At 65.0% G+C, this 17,355-nt stretch carries 14 protein-coding genes; 2 read left to right on the top strand and 12 right to left on the bottom strand.

Annotation, left to right across the window (positions count from 1 at the left end; genetic code table 11):
• Positions 1-3 precede the first annotated feature (3 nt).
• The 3 genes from LGH82_RS30285 to gcvA form a co-directional block, all read right to left on the bottom strand.
• Positions 4-1,602 carry an ABC transporter substrate-binding protein gene (locus tag LGH82_RS30285; protein ID WP_227346192.1) on the bottom strand — a complete coding sequence of 533 codons (1,599 nt, stop codon included), beginning with the start codon at positions 1,600-1,602 and terminating at the stop codon, positions 4-6.
• Positions 1,603-1,661: 59 nt separating this feature from the next.
• Complete coding sequence (locus tag LGH82_RS30280) at positions 1,662-2,813, bottom strand: NAD(P)/FAD-dependent oxidoreductase (RefSeq protein ID WP_227346191.1); 1,152 nt, start codon at positions 2,811-2,813, stop codon at positions 1,662-1,664.
• A gap of 320 nt (positions 2,814-3,133) precedes the next feature.
• Complete coding sequence (gcvA, locus tag LGH82_RS30275) at positions 3,134-4,027, bottom strand: transcriptional regulator GcvA (RefSeq protein ID WP_227346190.1); 894 nt, start codon at positions 4,025-4,027, stop codon at positions 3,134-3,136.
• Between the two features lie 131 nt (positions 4,028-4,158).
• Here gcvA and LGH82_RS30270 point away from each other — a divergent pair, with 131 nt between their 5' ends.
• The gene (locus tag LGH82_RS30270) at positions 4,159-4,863 is read left to right on the top strand and encodes an SDR family oxidoreductase (protein WP_227346189.1); all 705 of its coding nucleotides are present in this window, start codon (positions 4,159-4,161) and stop codon (positions 4,861-4,863) included.
• Between the two features lie 219 nt (positions 4,864-5,082).
• Here LGH82_RS30270 and LGH82_RS30265 read toward each other — a convergent pair whose 3' ends face one another.
• The gene (locus LGH82_RS30265; RefSeq protein WP_227346188.1) at positions 5,083-5,454 is read right to left on the bottom strand and encodes an antibiotic biosynthesis monooxygenase; all 372 of its coding nucleotides are present in this window, start codon (positions 5,452-5,454) and stop codon (positions 5,083-5,085) included.
• Between the two features lie 125 nt (positions 5,455-5,579).
• Between LGH82_RS30265 and LGH82_RS30260 the strand changes: the two genes are divergently transcribed.
• Positions 5,580-6,467 (top strand): LysR substrate-binding domain-containing protein, encoded by an 888-nt coding sequence (locus tag LGH82_RS30260; RefSeq protein ID WP_227346187.1) that lies wholly within the window; start codon positions 5,580-5,582, stop codon positions 6,465-6,467.
• Between the two features lie 179 nt (positions 6,468-6,646).
• Here LGH82_RS30260 and alc read toward each other — a convergent pair whose 3' ends face one another.
• The 8 genes from alc to LGH82_RS30220 all read right to left on the bottom strand — a co-directional run bounded on the left by alc (position 6,647) and on the right by LGH82_RS30220 (position 17,319).
• Positions 6,647-7,888 carry an allantoicase gene (gene alc / locus LGH82_RS30255; protein WP_227346186.1) on the bottom strand — a complete coding sequence of 414 codons (1,242 nt, stop codon included), beginning with the start codon at positions 7,886-7,888 and terminating at the stop codon, positions 6,647-6,649.
• Complete coding sequence (locus tag LGH82_RS30250) at positions 7,885-8,664, bottom strand: aspartate/glutamate racemase family protein (protein WP_227346185.1); 780 nt, start codon at positions 8,662-8,664, stop codon at positions 7,885-7,887. The genes alc and LGH82_RS30250 overlap by 4 nt, the downstream gene beginning before the upstream one ends.
• 1 nt (position 8,665) lies before the next feature.
• Positions 8,666-10,042 (bottom strand): allantoinase AllB, encoded by a 1,377-nt coding sequence (gene allB / locus LGH82_RS30245; protein WP_227346184.1) that lies wholly within the window; start codon positions 10,040-10,042, stop codon positions 8,666-8,668.
• An 89-nt stretch (positions 10,043-10,131) separates the two neighbouring features.
• Positions 10,132-11,586: a hypothetical protein gene (locus LGH82_RS30240; RefSeq protein ID WP_227346183.1), complete on the bottom strand. Its 1,455-nt coding sequence runs from the start codon at positions 11,584-11,586 to the stop codon at positions 10,132-10,134.
• Positions 11,587-11,764: 178 nt separating this feature from the next.
• A complete protein-coding gene (locus LGH82_RS30235; RefSeq protein ID WP_227346182.1) occupies positions 11,765-12,676 on the bottom strand; it encodes a LysR family transcriptional regulator in 912 nt (303 codons plus the stop codon).
• Between the two features lie 199 nt (positions 12,677-12,875).
• The gene (locus LGH82_RS30230) at positions 12,876-14,966 is read right to left on the bottom strand and encodes an EAL domain-containing protein (protein WP_227346181.1); all 2,091 of its coding nucleotides are present in this window, start codon (positions 14,964-14,966) and stop codon (positions 12,876-12,878) included.
• Positions 14,967-15,086: 120 nt separating this feature from the next.
• Positions 15,087-16,097, bottom strand: coding sequence for a LacI family DNA-binding transcriptional regulator (locus LGH82_RS30225; protein WP_227349729.1), 1,011 nt, complete (start codon positions 16,095-16,097; stop codon positions 15,087-15,089).
• Between the two features lie 208 nt (positions 16,098-16,305).
• On the bottom strand, positions 16,306-17,319 hold the full coding sequence (locus tag LGH82_RS30220; protein WP_227346180.1) for a zinc-dependent alcohol dehydrogenase family protein: 1,014 nt from the start codon (positions 17,317-17,319) through the stop codon (positions 16,306-16,308).
• Between the last annotated feature and the right edge of the window lie 36 nt (positions 17,320-17,355).

Below are 17,355 nucleotides of genomic sequence, written 5' to 3'. Positions count from 1 at the left end.
GCCCTACTCCGCCATATCCACGGCCGCGAAATTCTGCCGGCCGAACGGGTCGAGCACATAATTCAGCACGCTCTTGCGGACCGGGATCGCCACCATCGAATGGGCGATCGGCGCCACCGGCACCTCAACCTTCAGGATTTCCTGCGCCTTCTGGTAGATCGCGGCGCGTTCCTTCGGGTCGGCGGCGACGCGGCCTTCATCCAGCAGTTTTTCAAAATCCTTGTCGCACCAGCGCGAACGGTTGGAGCCGCCCTTCACGCCGTCACAAGACAACAGGTAGCTCAGCATGTTGTCGGGATCGCCATTGTCGCTGCTGCCGCCGAGCAGGAACGTATCCTGCTCGCCCGCCGCCGTGCGCTTCAGGTACTCGCCCCACTCGAAGCTGACGATGTCGGCCTTGACGCCGACCGCCGCCCAGTCGGCCTGGATCATCTCGGCCATGCGCTTGGCGTTGGGGTTGTAGGGCCGCGACACCGGCATCGCCCACAGGCTGATCTTGAGGTCGCTCTCGTGGCCGGCTTCCTTCAGCAGTTTCCTGGCGCCATCCGGATCATAGTCGATGCCGGCATCGGTGACCGCGCCGAGCTGCGCCGGCGGCACGACGCTGCCGGCCACGGTGCCGGCGCCCGCATAGACAGCCTCGACGATCGCCTTGCGGTCGATGGCCTTGGCCAGCGCCATGCGCACGCGCACATCGCCCAGCGGCTGGTGCTCGACATTGAAGCCGAGGATGCCGATGTTCTGGCCCTTGAGGTCGAGCACGTTGATGTCGGGATCACCGCGCAGATCGGCGACAGCACTTGGCGGCGGCGGTGCGGCGACCTGGCATTCATTGGCCTTGATGCGCTCGACGCGGGTTGTGGGCTCCGGCGTGATGGCGAAGACCAGCGTGTCGATCTTGGGCGCGCCGCGCCAATAATCCTTGTTGGCGGAATAGCGGACCTGACTGTCGGGCACATAGGCATCGAGCACGAACGGGCCGGTGCCGACCGGGGCGCTGTCGATCAGTTCCGGCGTGCCGGCCGCCACCATCTTCTGCGTCTGCTCCAGCGACAGGATGGACAGATAATCGAGCGCGATGCCGGCCAGGAAGGTGACATTGGCCGACGTCAGCGTGAAGCGCACCGTGTAGTCGTCGATCTTGTCTATCTTGTCGATCAGCGTGCCCATGCCCAGCGCATTGAAGTACTCGTAAGTGCCGCCGCCGAGCTTGTGATACGGGTTGTTGGCATCGCGCTGGCGGTTGAACGTGTAGAGCACGTCATCGGCGTCGAAATCGCGCGTCGGCGCAAAGTGCTCGTTCGACTGGAATTTCACGCCGTGGCGCAGGTGGAACGTGTAGGTCTTGCCGTCCGGCGAGACATCCCAGCTCTCGGCCAGCGCCGGGCCGACCTCGGTCGTGCCCGGCTTGAACTCGACCAGCCGGTTGAAGATCGTCTTGGCGGCGGCATCCATCGTGGAATCGGCGATGCCGATCGCCGGGTTGAAGGTCTCGGGATTGGCCTCCGAGCAATAGACCAGGGTTTTTGCATAGGCTTGCCCGCCGAGAAGGACGGAAGAAGCCAGAAGGGACGAGGTGAGGACTGCGCGCAGAGATTTCATCGCAAACGCTCCGGATGACAGTGTTGGGGGTAGGCACGGCTGAAGGAATGATCTGAGGCTCATGGCGTCACCGCCTGTCCGCTGAGGAACCGCTCCGGCGAAAGCGCTTCCGCCGTCACGCCAAGGTCTACCACATCGGCGGGCAGCGCCTCGCCGCGTATCAGCGCGGCGCCAATACGCGCCAGGGTCAGCGACACCTGAAAACCGTAGCCGCCCTGCCCGCCCAGCCAGAAGAAACCGGGCAGGCGCGGATCGAAGCCGGCGACCGGCGACCGGTCCGGCGAAAAGGTGCGCAGCCCAGCCCATGGCGTCGACGGACGGCCGATGCGCATCGACGTGACCTTCTCGATGCGATCAACGGCGATGGCGACGTCGATGTCTTCCGGATACGCGTCGCAGGGCTCGGAATTGGTCTCATCGGCCGGCGAGCCGATCAGCCGTCCGGCATCCGGCTTGAAGTAGAATTTCTCGTGCAGGTCGACAACCAGCGGCCACGAGCTGATATCCGTGCCTTCGGGCGGATCGAACAGGAAGGCGGTGCGCCGCTTGGGCTGGAAGCCTAGCCGGGGAAGCCCGGCCAGCCCGGCGACCACGTCGACCCAGGCGCCGGCGGCATTGACGACAATGTCGGCCGCATAGGTGCCGGCGCTGGTCGTCACCCTGAAGTCGTCGCCCTCCCGAACAATGGCGAGTACCTCCTCGCCGGTGCGGATGACCCCGCCCCTGGCTTTCAGTGAGGAGGCACAAGTCGCCAGCATCCTGGCCGTATCGACATCCACCGCGCCCGGCTCGTACACGCCGCCACAGGTCGTCGTGGGGTCGATGACCGGAACCAGCGCATGCACCTCGGCCGCCGAAAGGCGCCGCACGCTGGGCACCAGCGCCTGCAATTCGCCCGCCAGCCGGTCGATGGCCGCACCGTCCTCGGCACGGCCGACATGCAGTGCGCCGCGCTCATGCGCGACGAAGCCACCATCGAAGATCGCCTTGCGGCTGGCGATGGTCAGTGCTCGCACCAGCCGGTTGCCATAGGTCTCGGTGAACAGCGCCGCCGAGCGCCCGCTGGCATGATAGCCAAGCTGGCTCTCGCGCTCGATGACGGTGACATCGGCCCCATCACCCACGGCGGCGGCCAGCGACAGGCCCGCAATGCCGCCGCCAATGACGACGATCTTTCGGGAACGGACTTGTGGAAGGGTATTCGACTGCATGGTTAAGTCGTAAAAATAATTTCGTATGCAGTCAATCTTTAGCGGATAAGAAAACTCTGGCGCAGGACGATAGCTTGAGGGAAATCGCTTGGAGGTTCGGATCGTCCTGCTTCCGTTGGCGCCGCCCCTCACCTGCCTGCCGGCACCCTCTCCCCGTATAGTGACGGGGAGAGGGACGCCTTCATCGATGGTTTCGCCAATGACGGGCGTTGCAAAGAAGAGGGCCGGCGTTGCGGCCAGCCACTTTCTCCCCGTCACTATACGGGGAGAAATGTCCGGCAGGACAATGAGGGGCAGCGCTGACCGACAATGAAGTCAGTTCACCCCGCCCGCCCCGCATCCAGCAGCCATTGCCGCACGGCCTGCGTCGGCTCCGGATGCGCCTGCTTCCTCGGCACCACGACATAAAAATCCTGGGTGCCGCGCATTTCCGCCTTGAGCGGTTGCACCAGCCGGCCGGCGGCGAGGTCGGCCGCGACCAGGAAGCGGCTGGCCAGCGCTATGCCCTGGCCGGCGATGGCGGCGTCGATGGCCAGCCCCGTCTGGTTGAAGCGCATGCGCTTGACCTCCGCCACCATCTTCAGGCCAACGGCCTTTTCCATGAATTCCGGCCACAGATTGTGCGCATCGTGCAGCAGCACGTGATGCTGGATGTCGGCGGGCGCGATGCCGCCGGCGCCGGCCTGCAGCAGGGCCGGGCTGCACACGGCGACCAGCTGTTGCGGGAACAACAGGTCGACGACGAGGCCGGCGCCGAAGGGCGGGCGTCCCTGCCGGACCGCGATGTCGACGCCATCAGCCTGAAAGCTCGACAGGCTTTCGCTGGCCATGATGCGCAAATCGACCAGCGGATTGTCGGCGACGAAGTCCGGCAGTTTCGGAATCAGCCATTTGGTGGCGAAGCTCGGCGTGACTGATATCGTCAGCCGCGCCGGCTCGGGACGCAGCAAGAGCGTCGCCTCCGAGATCAGGTCGAAGGCGCGGCGGATGTTGGGCATATAGGCGCGACCCTCGTCGGTCAGCGCCAGGCCGCGCGGCAGCCGCTCGAACAGCTTTACACCGAGGTCAGCCTCCAGCCCGCGTATGTGCTGCGCGACGGCGCCCTGCGTCACGCTCAGTTCCTCGGCGGCGATGCGGAAGTTGAGATGACGCGCCGAGGCTTCGAAGGCGCGAAGCGCGTTCAGCGGCGGCAGGCGATGCAGGGTGTCGGGCATGCAGGAGTTTTTCTACAGGTTGAATTCAGGCATTCTGGTTCGAACCATCAGGCGAAACCGGTTATATCACTGCCCGAGATCTGAAAACATCGCCTTTGACTTGCGCGCCAACCCCTGAGAGGAAGAATCCGATGAGTGTAGAAAAAGTAGCTGTCGTCACCGCTGGCGGCAGCGGCATGGGTGCGGCGGCGGCAAAGCGCCTGGCCGCGGACGGATTCAAGGTTGCAATCCTGTCCTCCTCCGGCAAGGGCGAGGCGCTGGCCAAGGAGTTGGGCGGGCTCGGCGTCACCGGTTCCAACCAGTCGAATGACGATCTGCAGCGCCTGGCGGACGTCACGCTCGAACGCTTTGGCCGCATCGACGTTCTCGTCAACAGCGCCGGCCATGGCCCGCGCGCGCCGATCCTGGAAATCACCGACGAGCAGTGGCACACCGGCATGGACGTCTATCTGATGAACGTCATCCGGCCGGTGCGCATCATCACGCCGCAGATGGTCAAGCAGAAGGCCGGCGCCATCGTCAACATCTCGACGGCATGGGCGTTCGAGCCGAGCCCGATGTTCCCGACCTCGGCGGTGTTTCGGGCGGGCCTTGCCGCCTTCACCAAGATTTTCGCCGACAAATACGCGCCCGACAATGTGCGCATGAACAACGTGCTGCCCGGCTGGATCGACAGCCTGCCCGCCACCGAGGAACGCCGCGACAGCGTGCCGATGCAGCGCTACGGCAAATCCGAGGAGATCGCCGCCACAATCGCGTTCCTCGCCTCCGAAGGCGCCGGCTACATCACCGGCCAGAACATCCGCGTTGATGGTGGCTTGATCCGTTCGGTGTGAGGCGGGGCGCCCTCCCTTCTCCCCTTGTGGGAGAAGGTGGCCTCGCGAAGCGAGGTCGGATGAGGGGTGCTCCAGAAAACACCAACGCCTCATTCCTTCCAGCACCCCTCAACCGTCTCGGCGCTGCGCGCCGATCCACCTTCTCCCACAGGGGGAGAAGGGAGGGCGCCTCTCCGTCCTCGCTCATTTAACCGTCTTGGGCGCCCCCAAAGCCCCCCCTCAGGCCGCATCCCCACCCAGCACCGCCGCCAGCTTCGGCAGAACGAGGTCGCCAACGCTGTAGGTGTGGAACTCACTTTTTGACACTGTATCGAGCTTGCGGAACCTCTCGACGAAGACGGGGTCGGAGAAGAACTCGTCGACATTGCCCGCCCCCTGGATGGCCTCGATGTTGACGACGGTCAGGCCATCGGTGCTCTTGGCCAGATTGCTCCACAGGAAGCCGGCCTTTCGCTCGGCCACGTAGTGCACGACATCCTGGATGATGCGGAAGGCCTCATCCTGTTTGCCGGGGTGAACGTGGATGACATTGACTATGAAGATCGTTGGTTCGGGCTTGGCGATAAAGCCGGCTGGGGAGATCGAATCCATGATGGGCTCCTGTCGGGAAAAGCGGCGTTCGTGCCGTCGCGCCACTGGATATCGACTCACGGATAGACGATAAATGGTCCTCTATTCGTGAGAGAACGGAATTTCATTCCGCAATTGGAGGCGTCATGGACCAGCTGGGGACGCTCGGCATTTTCGTGCAGGCAGCCGAGGCCGGCAGCTTCGTCGCGGCGAGTCGGACACTCGGGCTTTCAAGTTCGGCGGTCGGCAAGGCCATCGCCCGTCTTGAGGACAGCATCGGCGTACGCCTGTTCCACCGCTCGACGCGCAGCATGACGCTGACGCAGGAGGGAAGCTTCTATCTCGATACCTGCCGGCGCATCCTGTCCGAACTCGATGAGGCGCAAGCCGAGCTTTCTAAATCCCACACCGCGCCGCGCGGTCTTCTTCGGGTCAGCCTTCCCCTGACGGGAATGCTGTTGATGCCCGCGCTGTCCGCGTTCATGCGAGCCTATCCGGATATCAGGCTGGACCTCGATTTCACGGACCGCCTGGTCGATGTCATCGAGGAAGGTTTCGATGCCGTCGTTCGAACCGGGGATATCAGGGACACGCGGCTGATGAGCCGCAAGCTCGGCAGCTTCCGGCACCAGATCGTCGCCTCGCCCGACTATCTCGCGGCCTGGGGAACGCCGATAGTGCCGGAAGACCTTCTGCATCACAAATGTCTTCAACACCGCTACCCGAGTACGGGCAAGCTTGAACAATGGCCGCTGTCGCGCGACGGTGTGGAACTGCGGCTGGACCTGCCGACGACGACTGTCGCCAGCACCATCGAACCCCTCATCCATCTTGCCGAAAACGGCTTCGGCGTCACCTGCCTGCCGCCCTTTGCCGTCGAGGCGCAGGTTGCGAACGGAAGCCTGCGGCCGCTGCTTGAGGACTACCTTTCGGCGACCGGCACGTTCCGCATCCTTTGGCCCACGAGCCGTTATCTATCCCCGAAGATTCGAGTCTTCGTGGATTTCATGGCGGTGAACCTGTTCGCTCGTTAGCACGAGGTGCCGGCTCATCGCTCCACCTCGCTTCGTTATGCGAAGTGCCCGTTTTCGCTCATTTCCCAGTCTTCAACGCCCCAAAGCGAAATTCCATCGCCGCGAACAGCAGCCGTCGTAGCGCCGTCAGAAAGTGCCTGCCGGTTTCCATGTCGTGTTCTCCTCCCAGTATGACACGGTCAGGCCGCGTCTCCATCCAGCATTGCCCGCATGGCTGCCAGCATCGCCGCGTCGCCGCCAAGCGAACCGATGGCCTCGCCAGCCAGCGGCCGCGCCGCCGTCAGCCGCTCGGCAAGATCGGCCGATGCACCCAATTCCCGCAGCACATGCGCGGCCTGCCCTGCAGGCAGCGCGTTGAACCAGCGATAGCCCGCCGCGCGCCGCGCGGTGGGGTCGACAGCGCCCCACAGCCTGACGCGGGAAATGCCGCCATCGGGAAAGGCGTCGAGCCGCACGAAGGAAATCGGCGTGCTGGCCGGCAGCGGGAAGACATGCCGTGTGTCCGGCTGCAGGGGCCGGCGCGACAGCAATTGCTGCCATGCATCCGAATCCGCTTGCGGCATCGTCTCCCCGGTCGCGCCATGAAGCGCGACCTCGGCCGAGGCGTTGTATTTGAAATGCGCCGTGTCGATCTCGACCAGCCGAAGCGTGCCCGGCAGCGCCAGCCGGAACAGGGCATGATCGTTGCCGTCGTCGCGGCGGCGGCGCGTCTCCCAGCCGTCGCCCATGTTGCGGCCCTTGTCGGGCCGGTTGAGCATCGCCGCCGAAGTATAGAAGCCGTCGCTGCTGGTCACCACCTGGCCGCCATGGTCCTGGCTGGCAAGGTCGATGGTCAGGTGATCGAACAGGCGCGGGTCCGCGACGACATGGCCGAAGACGCGCAGCCGCGCGATGCCGCCATCGGGAAACGCCGACAGACGGATATGGGTGAAGCGGCGCCGGTCCGAAACCTCGAAGCGGTTGTGGGTATCGCCCTTGAGCGGCGAACGCGGAACGATCTCGATCCATTCGGTGTCGGTCGATTGCAGCGCCTTCGGACCGGGATAGCCCTCGACGCCGCACGCCTCGATGCGGCACGTGGTCGGGAAATTGCCGGTGAAGAAGGAGGTGTCGACATCGACGGCGGTGATAATGCCGGCAGCGCCCAGCCGGATCAGCGCCCAGTCGTGGCCGGGCTCGCGCCGGCGTTTGGTTTCCCAGCCGTCGACGATCTCGCCGCGCGGCCCGTAAGTGCCGGGCACGAAGGCCGAAGGTGTGGGCGTCAGCAGGCTTTCCTTCTCGCCGAAGGATTCGTCGCTGGCCGCCAGCACGCTTCCGCCCAGCCAGCGCGAGGCCAAGTCCACCTCGGCGGCGAAAGTCTCCTGCAGGCCGGGCATCGCATAGGCATCCTCGGCTGCCTTGGTCTTGCCGATCATATTCATCGACGGCCTCCCACGCGCAGCGCCGGGCCGACCGAGCGGGGCTTCAGCCCCAGCGCTTCCGACAGCGGCCAGCCGATGATCCGCTTGGCATCCGGCTTGGCGTAGGTCGATACCTTGCTGGTCTTCAGCCCGAGGCCGACCACCGCCTCGGCGAAGCGCACGGCGGCGGCAACGCCGTCGATGACGGGCACGCCGAGTTCCGAGGTGATGGCGTCTTCCAGCCCGGCCATGCCGGCGCATCCCAGGCAGATCACCTCGGCATGGTCCTGCTCGACCGCCTTGCGCGCTTCCTCGACGATCGAGCGCATGGCGCCGGTCGGGTCCTGGTCGACCTCCAGCGTGCTCATGCCGTTGGCGCGCACGGAGGCGCAGCGGTCCGACAGACCGGAGAGCCGCAGCCGGTCCTCGATCGGCGGCACCGAGCGCTGCAAGGTGGTGACGACGGAATAGCTGCGGCCGATCATCATCGCCATATGGGCGGAGGCCTCGCAGATCTCGATCACCGGCTGCTCGATCAACTCCTGCAAGCCGTCGCGGCCATGTTCGCCGAAGCCGGCCATCACAACCGCGTCGAAGGGCTCGTCATAGGCGAGCACCCGGTCCATCACGGCGACAGCGGAGATATAGCTCTCGAAATTGCAATCCACCGCTTCGGCGCCGAAGAACGGCGTCAGCGTGACGATCTCGGTGCCGGCCGATGCGGCGCGTTTTGCAGCCTCGTCGATGACATCCGACATCGACTGGCTGGTGTTGACGTTGACGACCAGGATCTTCATTTCAGGCACTCCTTTTCAGTTCTTGGGTCTCGCCGGCGGCAACGCCGTCGCGAGCAATAAATGCGCCGCGCGGGCGGCCGAATGGTTCGATGCGACGACCGCGCAGGAAGGTCTCCCTGACCACGCCGGTGAGCGTCTTGCCGGCATAGGGCGTCACCGGATGGCGATGATGCAGACGGGCCGGATCGACGGTGAATTCCGCATCGGGCGCGAAGACCGCGAAATCGGCGTCGCCGCCGACCGCGAGCCGGCCCTTGTGCGCCAGGCCGGCGAGCTCCGCCGGCCGCTCGGCCATCCAGCGCACGATGTCGGCCAGCGCATAACCGCGCTGCCGCGCCGCGCTCCACATCACCGGCAGGCCGAGCTGCAGCGAGGAGATGCCGCCCCAGGCGGCGCCGAAATCGCCGGTGTCCAGCGCCTTCATGTCGGGCGTGCAGGGCGAATGATCGGAGACGATCATGTCGAGCGTACCCTCGGCGATACCGCCCCACAGCCGCTCCTGATTCCTGGCCTCGCGGATCGGCGGGCCGACCTTGGCGGCGGTCTCGCCGTCGCCGATCTCTTCCGCCGACAGGGTCAGGTAATGCGGGCAGGTCTCGACGCTGAGCCGCACGCCGTCCTCGATGGCCGAGGCGATCATCGGCAGCGCGTCGGCGCTCGACAGATGCAATATATGCGCGCGGGCGCCCGTAGTGCGTGCCGCCTCGATCACTTCGGCGATCGACAGGTTTTCGATGCCCTTGGGCCGCGACGCGAGGTAATCGGCGTAGCGCCTTGTGCTGATAGTGGGCATCCGGGCCGAAGCCTCGGCGCTCTCGGCATGGACGATGAAGGTTGAGCCGAGCCTGGCCACCACCCGCATCACGCTTTCCATGTGTTCGGGCGAAATGCCCGGAAAATCGTCGGTGCCGGTGTCGCACAGGAACGATTTGAAGCCGAGCACGCCGGCGGCGTGCAGCTTTGGCAGGTCGGCGAGGTTCGACGGGATGGCGCCGCCCCAGAAGCCGACATCGACATGGCACTGGCCGTCGGCGGCACTGCGCTTGGCGGCCAGCGCCTCCAGCGTCACCGTCGTTGGCACGCTGTCCAGCGGCATGTCGACCAGCGTGGTGATGCCGCCGGCGGCGGCCGCGCGGGTCGCGGTCAGGAACCCTTCCCAATCGGTGTTCCCGGGTTCGCAGATATGGACGTGGCTGTCGACAAGGCCGGGCAGAAGCACGGTGTCATCACCGAGCGTGACGATCTCCCTGGCGGTTGCCGGTATGTCGAGCGCGCCGATACGGGCAATCCGGCCGGCGTTGACGCCGATCGAAACCGCCCGTTCGCCGTCGGGCATGATGGCGCGCGGCGCCCTGATGAGCAGGTCGAAGGATGTCATGGCGATTCCTCCCGTGTGTATGGCGGATGCATTGAATGAAGCGGAGGGACGTCCGGGAGCCGGTGGCGGCTCCCGGACGTCGCAAGGGGTCAGATGCTGGAGAAGCCGAGCAGCGCCTTCACATTGGCGCTCTTGTGGACGAGCGTCACGCCGATCAGGTAGACGACCGCGCCGGTCAGCCAGGACTGCAAGGCCGGGAAGCCGATATAGTCGCTGTTGAGCATCGGGATCAGGCCCGCCGTGTAGACGCCGACCAGCGTTCCGGCGGCGAGCGCGATGACGCCCGGCCAGTTGGCGATGCCGAGTTCACTCCAATTGGCGACGCGGAACATCGGGCGCTTGATGCCGAACAGCCAGGGCAGCAGGAACAGGTCGATCGCCATGATCGTGCTGGCCACAGGCACGGTGGTCGAGCCGATGCTGGTGGTCAGGTTGAACGTATCCTGCAGGTTCGGCAGGTAGAAGGTCAGCACCGAGGCGATCAGGCCGAGGCCGACGACCGTGTACTGGCGCTTCCAGCCGCGGATGCCGGACAGCACGTTCTGTGCGCCGTTGACGGCGATGTAGAGATTGCCGTCCTGCACCGCCCACTGGTTGATGACGATGACGATGATGCCGAGCAGCGCGCTGCCGAACATGGTGAAGTTGACGAAGTAGCTGATGCTCGGGCCGAAATCCGGCTGGTTGGAGAGCGCGGCGATCATGTAGCCCATGATCGGGAACAGCAGCGCGCCGACCAGATAGGAAATGACGATGGTCGGGATGTTCCACCACGCGGCCCGCCCTGCCTTGGCATAGCGGAAGAAGTCCGGCTCATTGCCCCAGGTGGAGAGGCCGACCATGGAGCCGATGACCATGAGCATGCCGGTCTTCGAGTCGACATGCGGCACCGCCGCCAGCACACTGCTGGACACGGTGGTGAAGGCCAGGATGGTGGCGAAGATGCCCCACACCAGGATCACCGGCACGGCGACGAACTGGGCGAAGCGCTGCACGCCTTCAAAGCCGAAATAGGTGTTGACGATCATGACGATCGCCAAAAGCGCGGTGATGGCGCCGACCGCCGGCAAGGTCATCAGCCCGCCGGCGATGTCGATGATGAATTTCACCGTGAACAGGTAGAAGGCCATGCCGTTGACGATGAGAAGCAGCGAGACGAGGCCGCTGCCAAGCGTGCCGAAGATGCTGCGCGCCATGACCGAATGGGTCTGGCCGGTGACGGCGCCGGCATTGGCCGAGCCGATGCAGTAGAGGCTCATCACACCGGCGGCGATCAGCATCGCCACCGTCAGTTCGGAGAGCGTCAGTCCCTGGAAGCGCGCGCCGTAGCCGACGAGCACGGTGCCGAACACCGCCTGCATCGACAGGAACTGCGCCAGCATGCGGAAGTTCGAACGCCGCTTGGACTGCGGCACGACGGATTCGGTATAGTCGGCAATGTCCGCCTCGGTGACGGACAGGATGGTCTCGACGCCGTCGGCGATGGCCGGCGGCGTTTCGGTCGGCAGCGTCTGCCTGGGTGATATGGGAGTTTGCACGGTCATCTCAGATTCCCCTTTTCGAGGTTGTTCCCCTGGTCGACACGCTGCTCGTCTTGCCTCTAGGGCAGCATCAACGAGACCGATGCAATGTCGCCATGTTCAACCATAGAAAGGGCCTCCACCCACCATCAACGTCCAAAGATCGAACGCGATACATTGACAAAATCAATGCATTTTCCTCTCACCCCGCCCGCGACGGTTCGACGATCTCGGCGATGAACAGGTCGCGCGCCGTATGGCCGGGGCTCTGCGGGTCCGTCACCACGAACATGTTGTTGCGCGGCACGTTGCTTCCGGAAAGCAGCGGCCACAGCCGGCCGGCATCGACTTCGGGCTGCGCGTAGCCTTCGGGCAGGAAGCACAGGCCGACGCCCAGCACCGCAAGCCGCTTGGCCTCCTCCAGATGATCGGACATGCCGGCGATGTTGCGGCCGAGCCCGTGCTCGAGCCGGAACTGGGTCAGTTCGTCGCCCTCGTCGGCGCCGGTCAGCACGAAGGCCTCCACCGCAAGGTCGGCCGGCTCGGTGACAGCCTTGCCGAACAGCGGATGCGGACGCCCGCAATAGGGCCGGTGGATCTCGGTGAACAGGTGCAGATAGGCAAGCTCGGCCCGCTTGACCCGCGATGGCGAGATGCCGACATCGATCTTGTGCTGGATCAGCGAATTGACCACTTCGGTCCACGCCGCCACCTCGACGATCAGTTCGACGGCGGGATACTTCGCATGGAACGCCGCGATGGCGTCATCGAGCGCCGGCGCGACCAGATTGCTGACCAGCATGACCCTGAGATGCCCGCGTATCTCGGCCTTCACGTCGGACAGCCGCGCCGGGATTTCGCGGATGGCGCCGGTAAAATCGCGGCAGCGCTCGGCGAGGATGCGCCCCTCCTCGGTCAGCTCGAAACCGGTCGGGCCGCGCTGGCACAGCGTCACGCCCAGCCGCTCCTCCAGCCGTCGCAGCGCCAGGCTCAGCGCCGGCTGCTTGCGGTTGAGTTCCTGCGCCGCCCTGGTGACGCTGCGGGCATTGGCGATCTCGTGGAAGAATTTCAGCAGGTTCCAGTCGAGATTCCTGGCAAACTGCAGGTCCCGCATCGCCGCATCCGCCTGCTTGCGCCCCAATGCCCCGTCCCCTGCCCGCTGCGTGAGCCCTCAGCTTAGGCGGGGAACCGGCGGGCGGCAACGCATTGGCGGTTGCTGGCGGATTCGTTAGGCCGCTATGTGATGATGGACAAAATGTTGGCGCAGCGCCAACGTTGATGACGTTCCTGCTCCCGCGACGCACCCATCTACCCTAAGCCATCCGCCGGTCCGACTCGATGCCAACACTCGCCCGCGCAACGATCGCCTCCAGCGGCTCCGGCCGGTGCAGCAGGAAACCCTGGCCAAAAGCGACGCCCATGTCACGGAGGATGTCGAGCGTGTCTTGCCGCTCGATCTTCTCCGCCACCACGCTACAGCCGAGGCTCCTGGCGATGCTGGTGATGGCCGAGACGATCTCGCGGTCGAAGCTGCTCTCGGTGATATGTTCGATGAAGGAGCCGTCGATCTTGATCGTGTCGACAGGAAAGCGGCGCAGATATTCGAACGAGCTCATGCCGGCGCCGAAATCATCGAGGCTGACGCGGCAGCGCCGTTCACGCGCCTTGCGCACGAACTGTTCGGCGGCGTCGAAATTGGTGACGGCCGCGGTTTCGGTGATCTCGAAGCCGATGCCCGAATGCGGCGCCCCGGTCTCCTCGATGACGCCGTCGACGAAGTCCCACAGAAGCGGGTCGCTCAGCGTCTGTGCCGACAGGTTGAAGCCGAGCGTCAGCGCGCCGGCACGCAACGCCGGGCCATGCTGGATGAGTGCGGTCCTGATGATCCAGCGGTCGAGCCGCGACGCGATGCCAAAACGCTCCGCCACCGGGATGAATTCGCCGGGCGGCACCAGCCGGCCATTGCGCCCGACCATCCGCGCCAGCACCTCGACATGGCGGATCTTGTCCCAGCCCTGGCCGAGCAAATGGATTTCCTGGCCGAACAGTTTCAGCCTTCCGTCCTCCATCGCATCGACCGTGTCGGCGGCGACCCGCGCGGCATTGAGGCCACCGGAGCCCGATGCAGTCTCGGCGGAGAACACCGCGAAGCGGTTGCGCCCGGCGGCCTTTGCCGCGTAGCAGGCATCGTCGGCACAGGCGAGCGCATCGGCCACGGTGGTGGTGGCGTCGTCGACAAAGGCGATGCCGATGCTGGCCGCGAGCTTGCGTGAGGTGGCCGATCCGAGATCGGCGTTGCGCACCGAAGCGAGCACGGCGACGGCCAGCCGCTCGGCCTGCGCTGCATCGCAATCGGGCACCAGCAGCGCGAATTCGTCGCCGCCCAGCCGCGCGGCCTGCGCCTGCGCCGGCAGGCAGCCGACAATGCCCCTGGCGACGCTTTTCAGCGCCAGGTCGCCCGCGGCATGACCGGCGAAATCATTGAGCGCCTTGAAGTAATCGAGATCGACATAGAACACCGCGAGCGGACCCGCCGCGATATGCCCGGCCAGCAGCCGGTCGAACGCGGCGCGGTTGAGCAGCCCGGTCAGCGCGTCGTGGCGGGCGGCATAGGCCAGTTCCTGCTCGCGCAGCTTGTCCTCGGTGATATCGCGCACCGTGCCCAGGATCTGGCCGGAAGCGCCGGCGGCGATGAAGCGCACCAGCGATTCCACGTGGCGGATTTCGCCGTCGCGCCTGATGATGCGGTATTGCGAGGCCACCACGGTGTCGGAATCCGCCGGCGGCTGGTGCGCCCGCTCGGTGGCGGCCTTGTCGTCCGGATGCAGGTAGGTATGCCAGAGGCCAGCCGTCACCTCGTCGCTGTCAGCGACCAGGCCAAATATGTCCCGGGTGCGGGCGTCCCAATAGCTCTTGTTGGTGTCGATGTCGTAGTGCCAGATGCCGGTGCCACTGGCGGCGAGCGCCAGGCGAAAGCGCGCATTGACCTGCTCGAGCTGATATTCCGCCTGCTTCTGCTTGGTGATGTCGGTCTGGACGCCCATCAGCCTGGTGGGTCGGCCGTCCTCGTCGCGCTCGACGATGCCGCCGCGATCGAGCACCCAGACCCAGTGACCATCCTTGTGCTTGAGCCGCAGCTCCGTCTCGATGTTGTCGCTCAGGCCCGCGATGTGGCGGTCGCCGCTGGCCAGCGCGCGTTCGCGGTCGTCGGGATGAGTCAGCCGGAACCAGAGGTCGCTGGCGTTGGCAAGCTCACCCTCGTCATAGCCAAGCATCCGTGCCCAGGTGGCGGAATAGAAGCAGTCGCCGCTTGTGATATCCCAGTCCCAGACGCCAAGATGCGCGCGCTCCAGCGCACGCGCCCAGAACGTTCCGTTGCGGTTCTTCTTGTCGTTTTCAGCCATGCCCTGGGTTTGCCCGCGCAAATCACGGCCAATGTGCACAAAACCCAACAAGAAACAGTTACCGCTAAAACAGCATATTCGAACGACGCATGATATGCTTCCTGGACGGCCCCTGACGGGTCAGGCCGAACTTCGCAACATCAGCTCGGCGTTCAGCAGGATGCGGCCGGCTCCCGGTTTTGCCGCAGGCGATTTCTCATCGAGCCTCTCCAGCAGAAGCTCGATGGCTAGCCGGCCGATCTCGTTGTAGTTCTGCGCGACCGTTGTGAGCGGCGGACAGGCATATCGTGACAGCGGGTGGTCGTCATGCCCGGCGACCCGCAGGTCGCAATCCGCCCCGTGCCCCACCTTCAGGCCCAACTGATACGCAGCCGCGATCACGCCGAGCGCGACGCGGTCATTGGCGCAGAGCACCGTCCTGGTCGCAAAGCCCGGCCCCTTCAGGATGCGGAGCGCCTCGTCAAAGCCGAATTTCTCGAAATCCCACGACCGCGTGTCGGTAACTGGCACGATGCTCGGCGTCATCTTGAACTGCCGCATGGCCTCGACATAGGCATCCTGCCGGGCATTGGCGTTGTTGTTGACGAGTGGCATGGCGAAGTAACAGGGCGGCGCGCCGGACCGGCAGAGATAATCGACGATGAGCCGAAAACTCTGTCGGTTGTCGGTGCCGACGAAGGAGGAGGTCTCGTCCAGCGGCGAGTCGACATAGATCAGCGGGATGCTCGCTCCGAGTTCCGCCAGGATGCGATGGTGCGACTGCACGCCAAGCGGCGCGATGATGGCGCCGGCGATGTTCATCGACTTGAACGTCTGGATAGCCTGGTCTTCCATTTCGGCGCGTCCGTCCGAGGACAGCACGAAGGCCAGGAACCCTGCTTCATTGGCGATCGTCTCGATGCGGCGCGTCAGCGCCATGTAGAAGGGATCGGTCGAATTCGGGATGATGACGCCCAGGATGTTGCTGCGTCGGCGGTTGAGATTGACGGCGAACATGGAAGGCCGGAAGTCGGATTTCTTCAGCGCCACCTCGATGGCGCTGCGCGTGTTCTTCCTTACCGAGTTGGGATCGTTGAAATATTTGGAAACCGTCGTGCGAGACAGACCGACAAAGGCCGAAAAGTCCTCCATCGTCCTGATCGTCTTTGCCATTCACGCGCTCCCTATTGCATGTCGCCCAAAAGTGTTCGGCGGTTTTGGGAAAACGACATGCATAAAAACAAAGACCTGGAGCGCGTCGCATGAATCCGTTCAGGCGCGACGCGCTCTCTCATCTTGATAGATGAGTCACCGTTCCGCCGAAAGGCGAAGCATCTGTCTTTCCCGCGCAGGCCACGGTCTAGGATTCCGCCGAGAACTGTACCTTCATCGTCGTCGGGTCGCCGCTGGCCTTGGCGAAGAATGGCAGCAGTTCCGAAAGCGGCAACTGGTGGCTGACCAGCCGCGCCATCGTGCCATCGTCTTGGGCGAGGATGTCGAGCGCCTGCGGGATGTTGCGGTTGAGCGAATGCGACCCGGCCAGCCTGATCTGCCGGCGAAATATCTCGAACGGTGCGACCGAGATCCGGGCATCGGGCGCGCAGACGCCGAAGACCAGCGCCGTGCCGCCATCGGCGGTGAAGCCGATCATGCCTTCGACCACCTTGGCGACGCCGGTGGCGTCGGCGACGAAATCGAAGCCGCGCGCGCGCGCCGACAGCGCCTGCGAACCGGACATCAGCGGCTCCAGCCCGAGAGACTCGGCAAAGGCAAGGCGCTGTTCGCTGATGTCGGCGACCGCCACTTTTCCCACGCCCTTGGCCTTGAGCGACAACGCCAGGAGCAGGCCGATCGGCCCCGCGCCAAAGACAAGCGCCGTGCCGGGCGCACGCGCGCCGGCTTCGATCCCGGCGGCACCAAGACCATTGAGGACGCAGGCGAGCGGCTCGGCGAGCGCCGCCGTCTCGAACGGGAGATCGCCGATCCCGTGCAGATGATCAACGGCAACGAGGCTGAACTCGGCGAAACCGCCATTCTCGGTCACGCCGTAGGCCCTCAGCCCCGCGCACAGATTGGTCAGGCCCTTCATGCAGGCGGCACAATGGCCACAGGGAATGTTGGGGTCGACGGCAACCCGGTCGCCTGTCCTGACGGTGGTGACGTCGTCGGCGACCGCCTCGACCATTCCAGCATATTCGTGACCTGGAACCAAGGGAAACGCGCCCTCCCCGTAGCGGCCATGCAGCACCTCGATATCGGTATGGCAAAGCCCGGCCGCGCGAACCCGCACCAAAGCGTGTCCCGGTTTAATCTCTGGCAGATCGAGATCCGCCATGCCGGCGACGCCCGCGGCGGTAAATCGGATGGCCTTCATGTCTGTCTCCCTTGTTCCGGACGGCGCGGCTCAGGC

This window comes from Mesorhizobium sp. PAMC28654, assembly GCF_020616515.1.
GTDB lineage: Bacteria > Pseudomonadota > Alphaproteobacteria > Rhizobiales > Rhizobiaceae > Mesorhizobium.
Note: the sequence above shows the minus strand (reverse complement) of the source record. Positions and strands in the feature narration are given on the sequence as shown.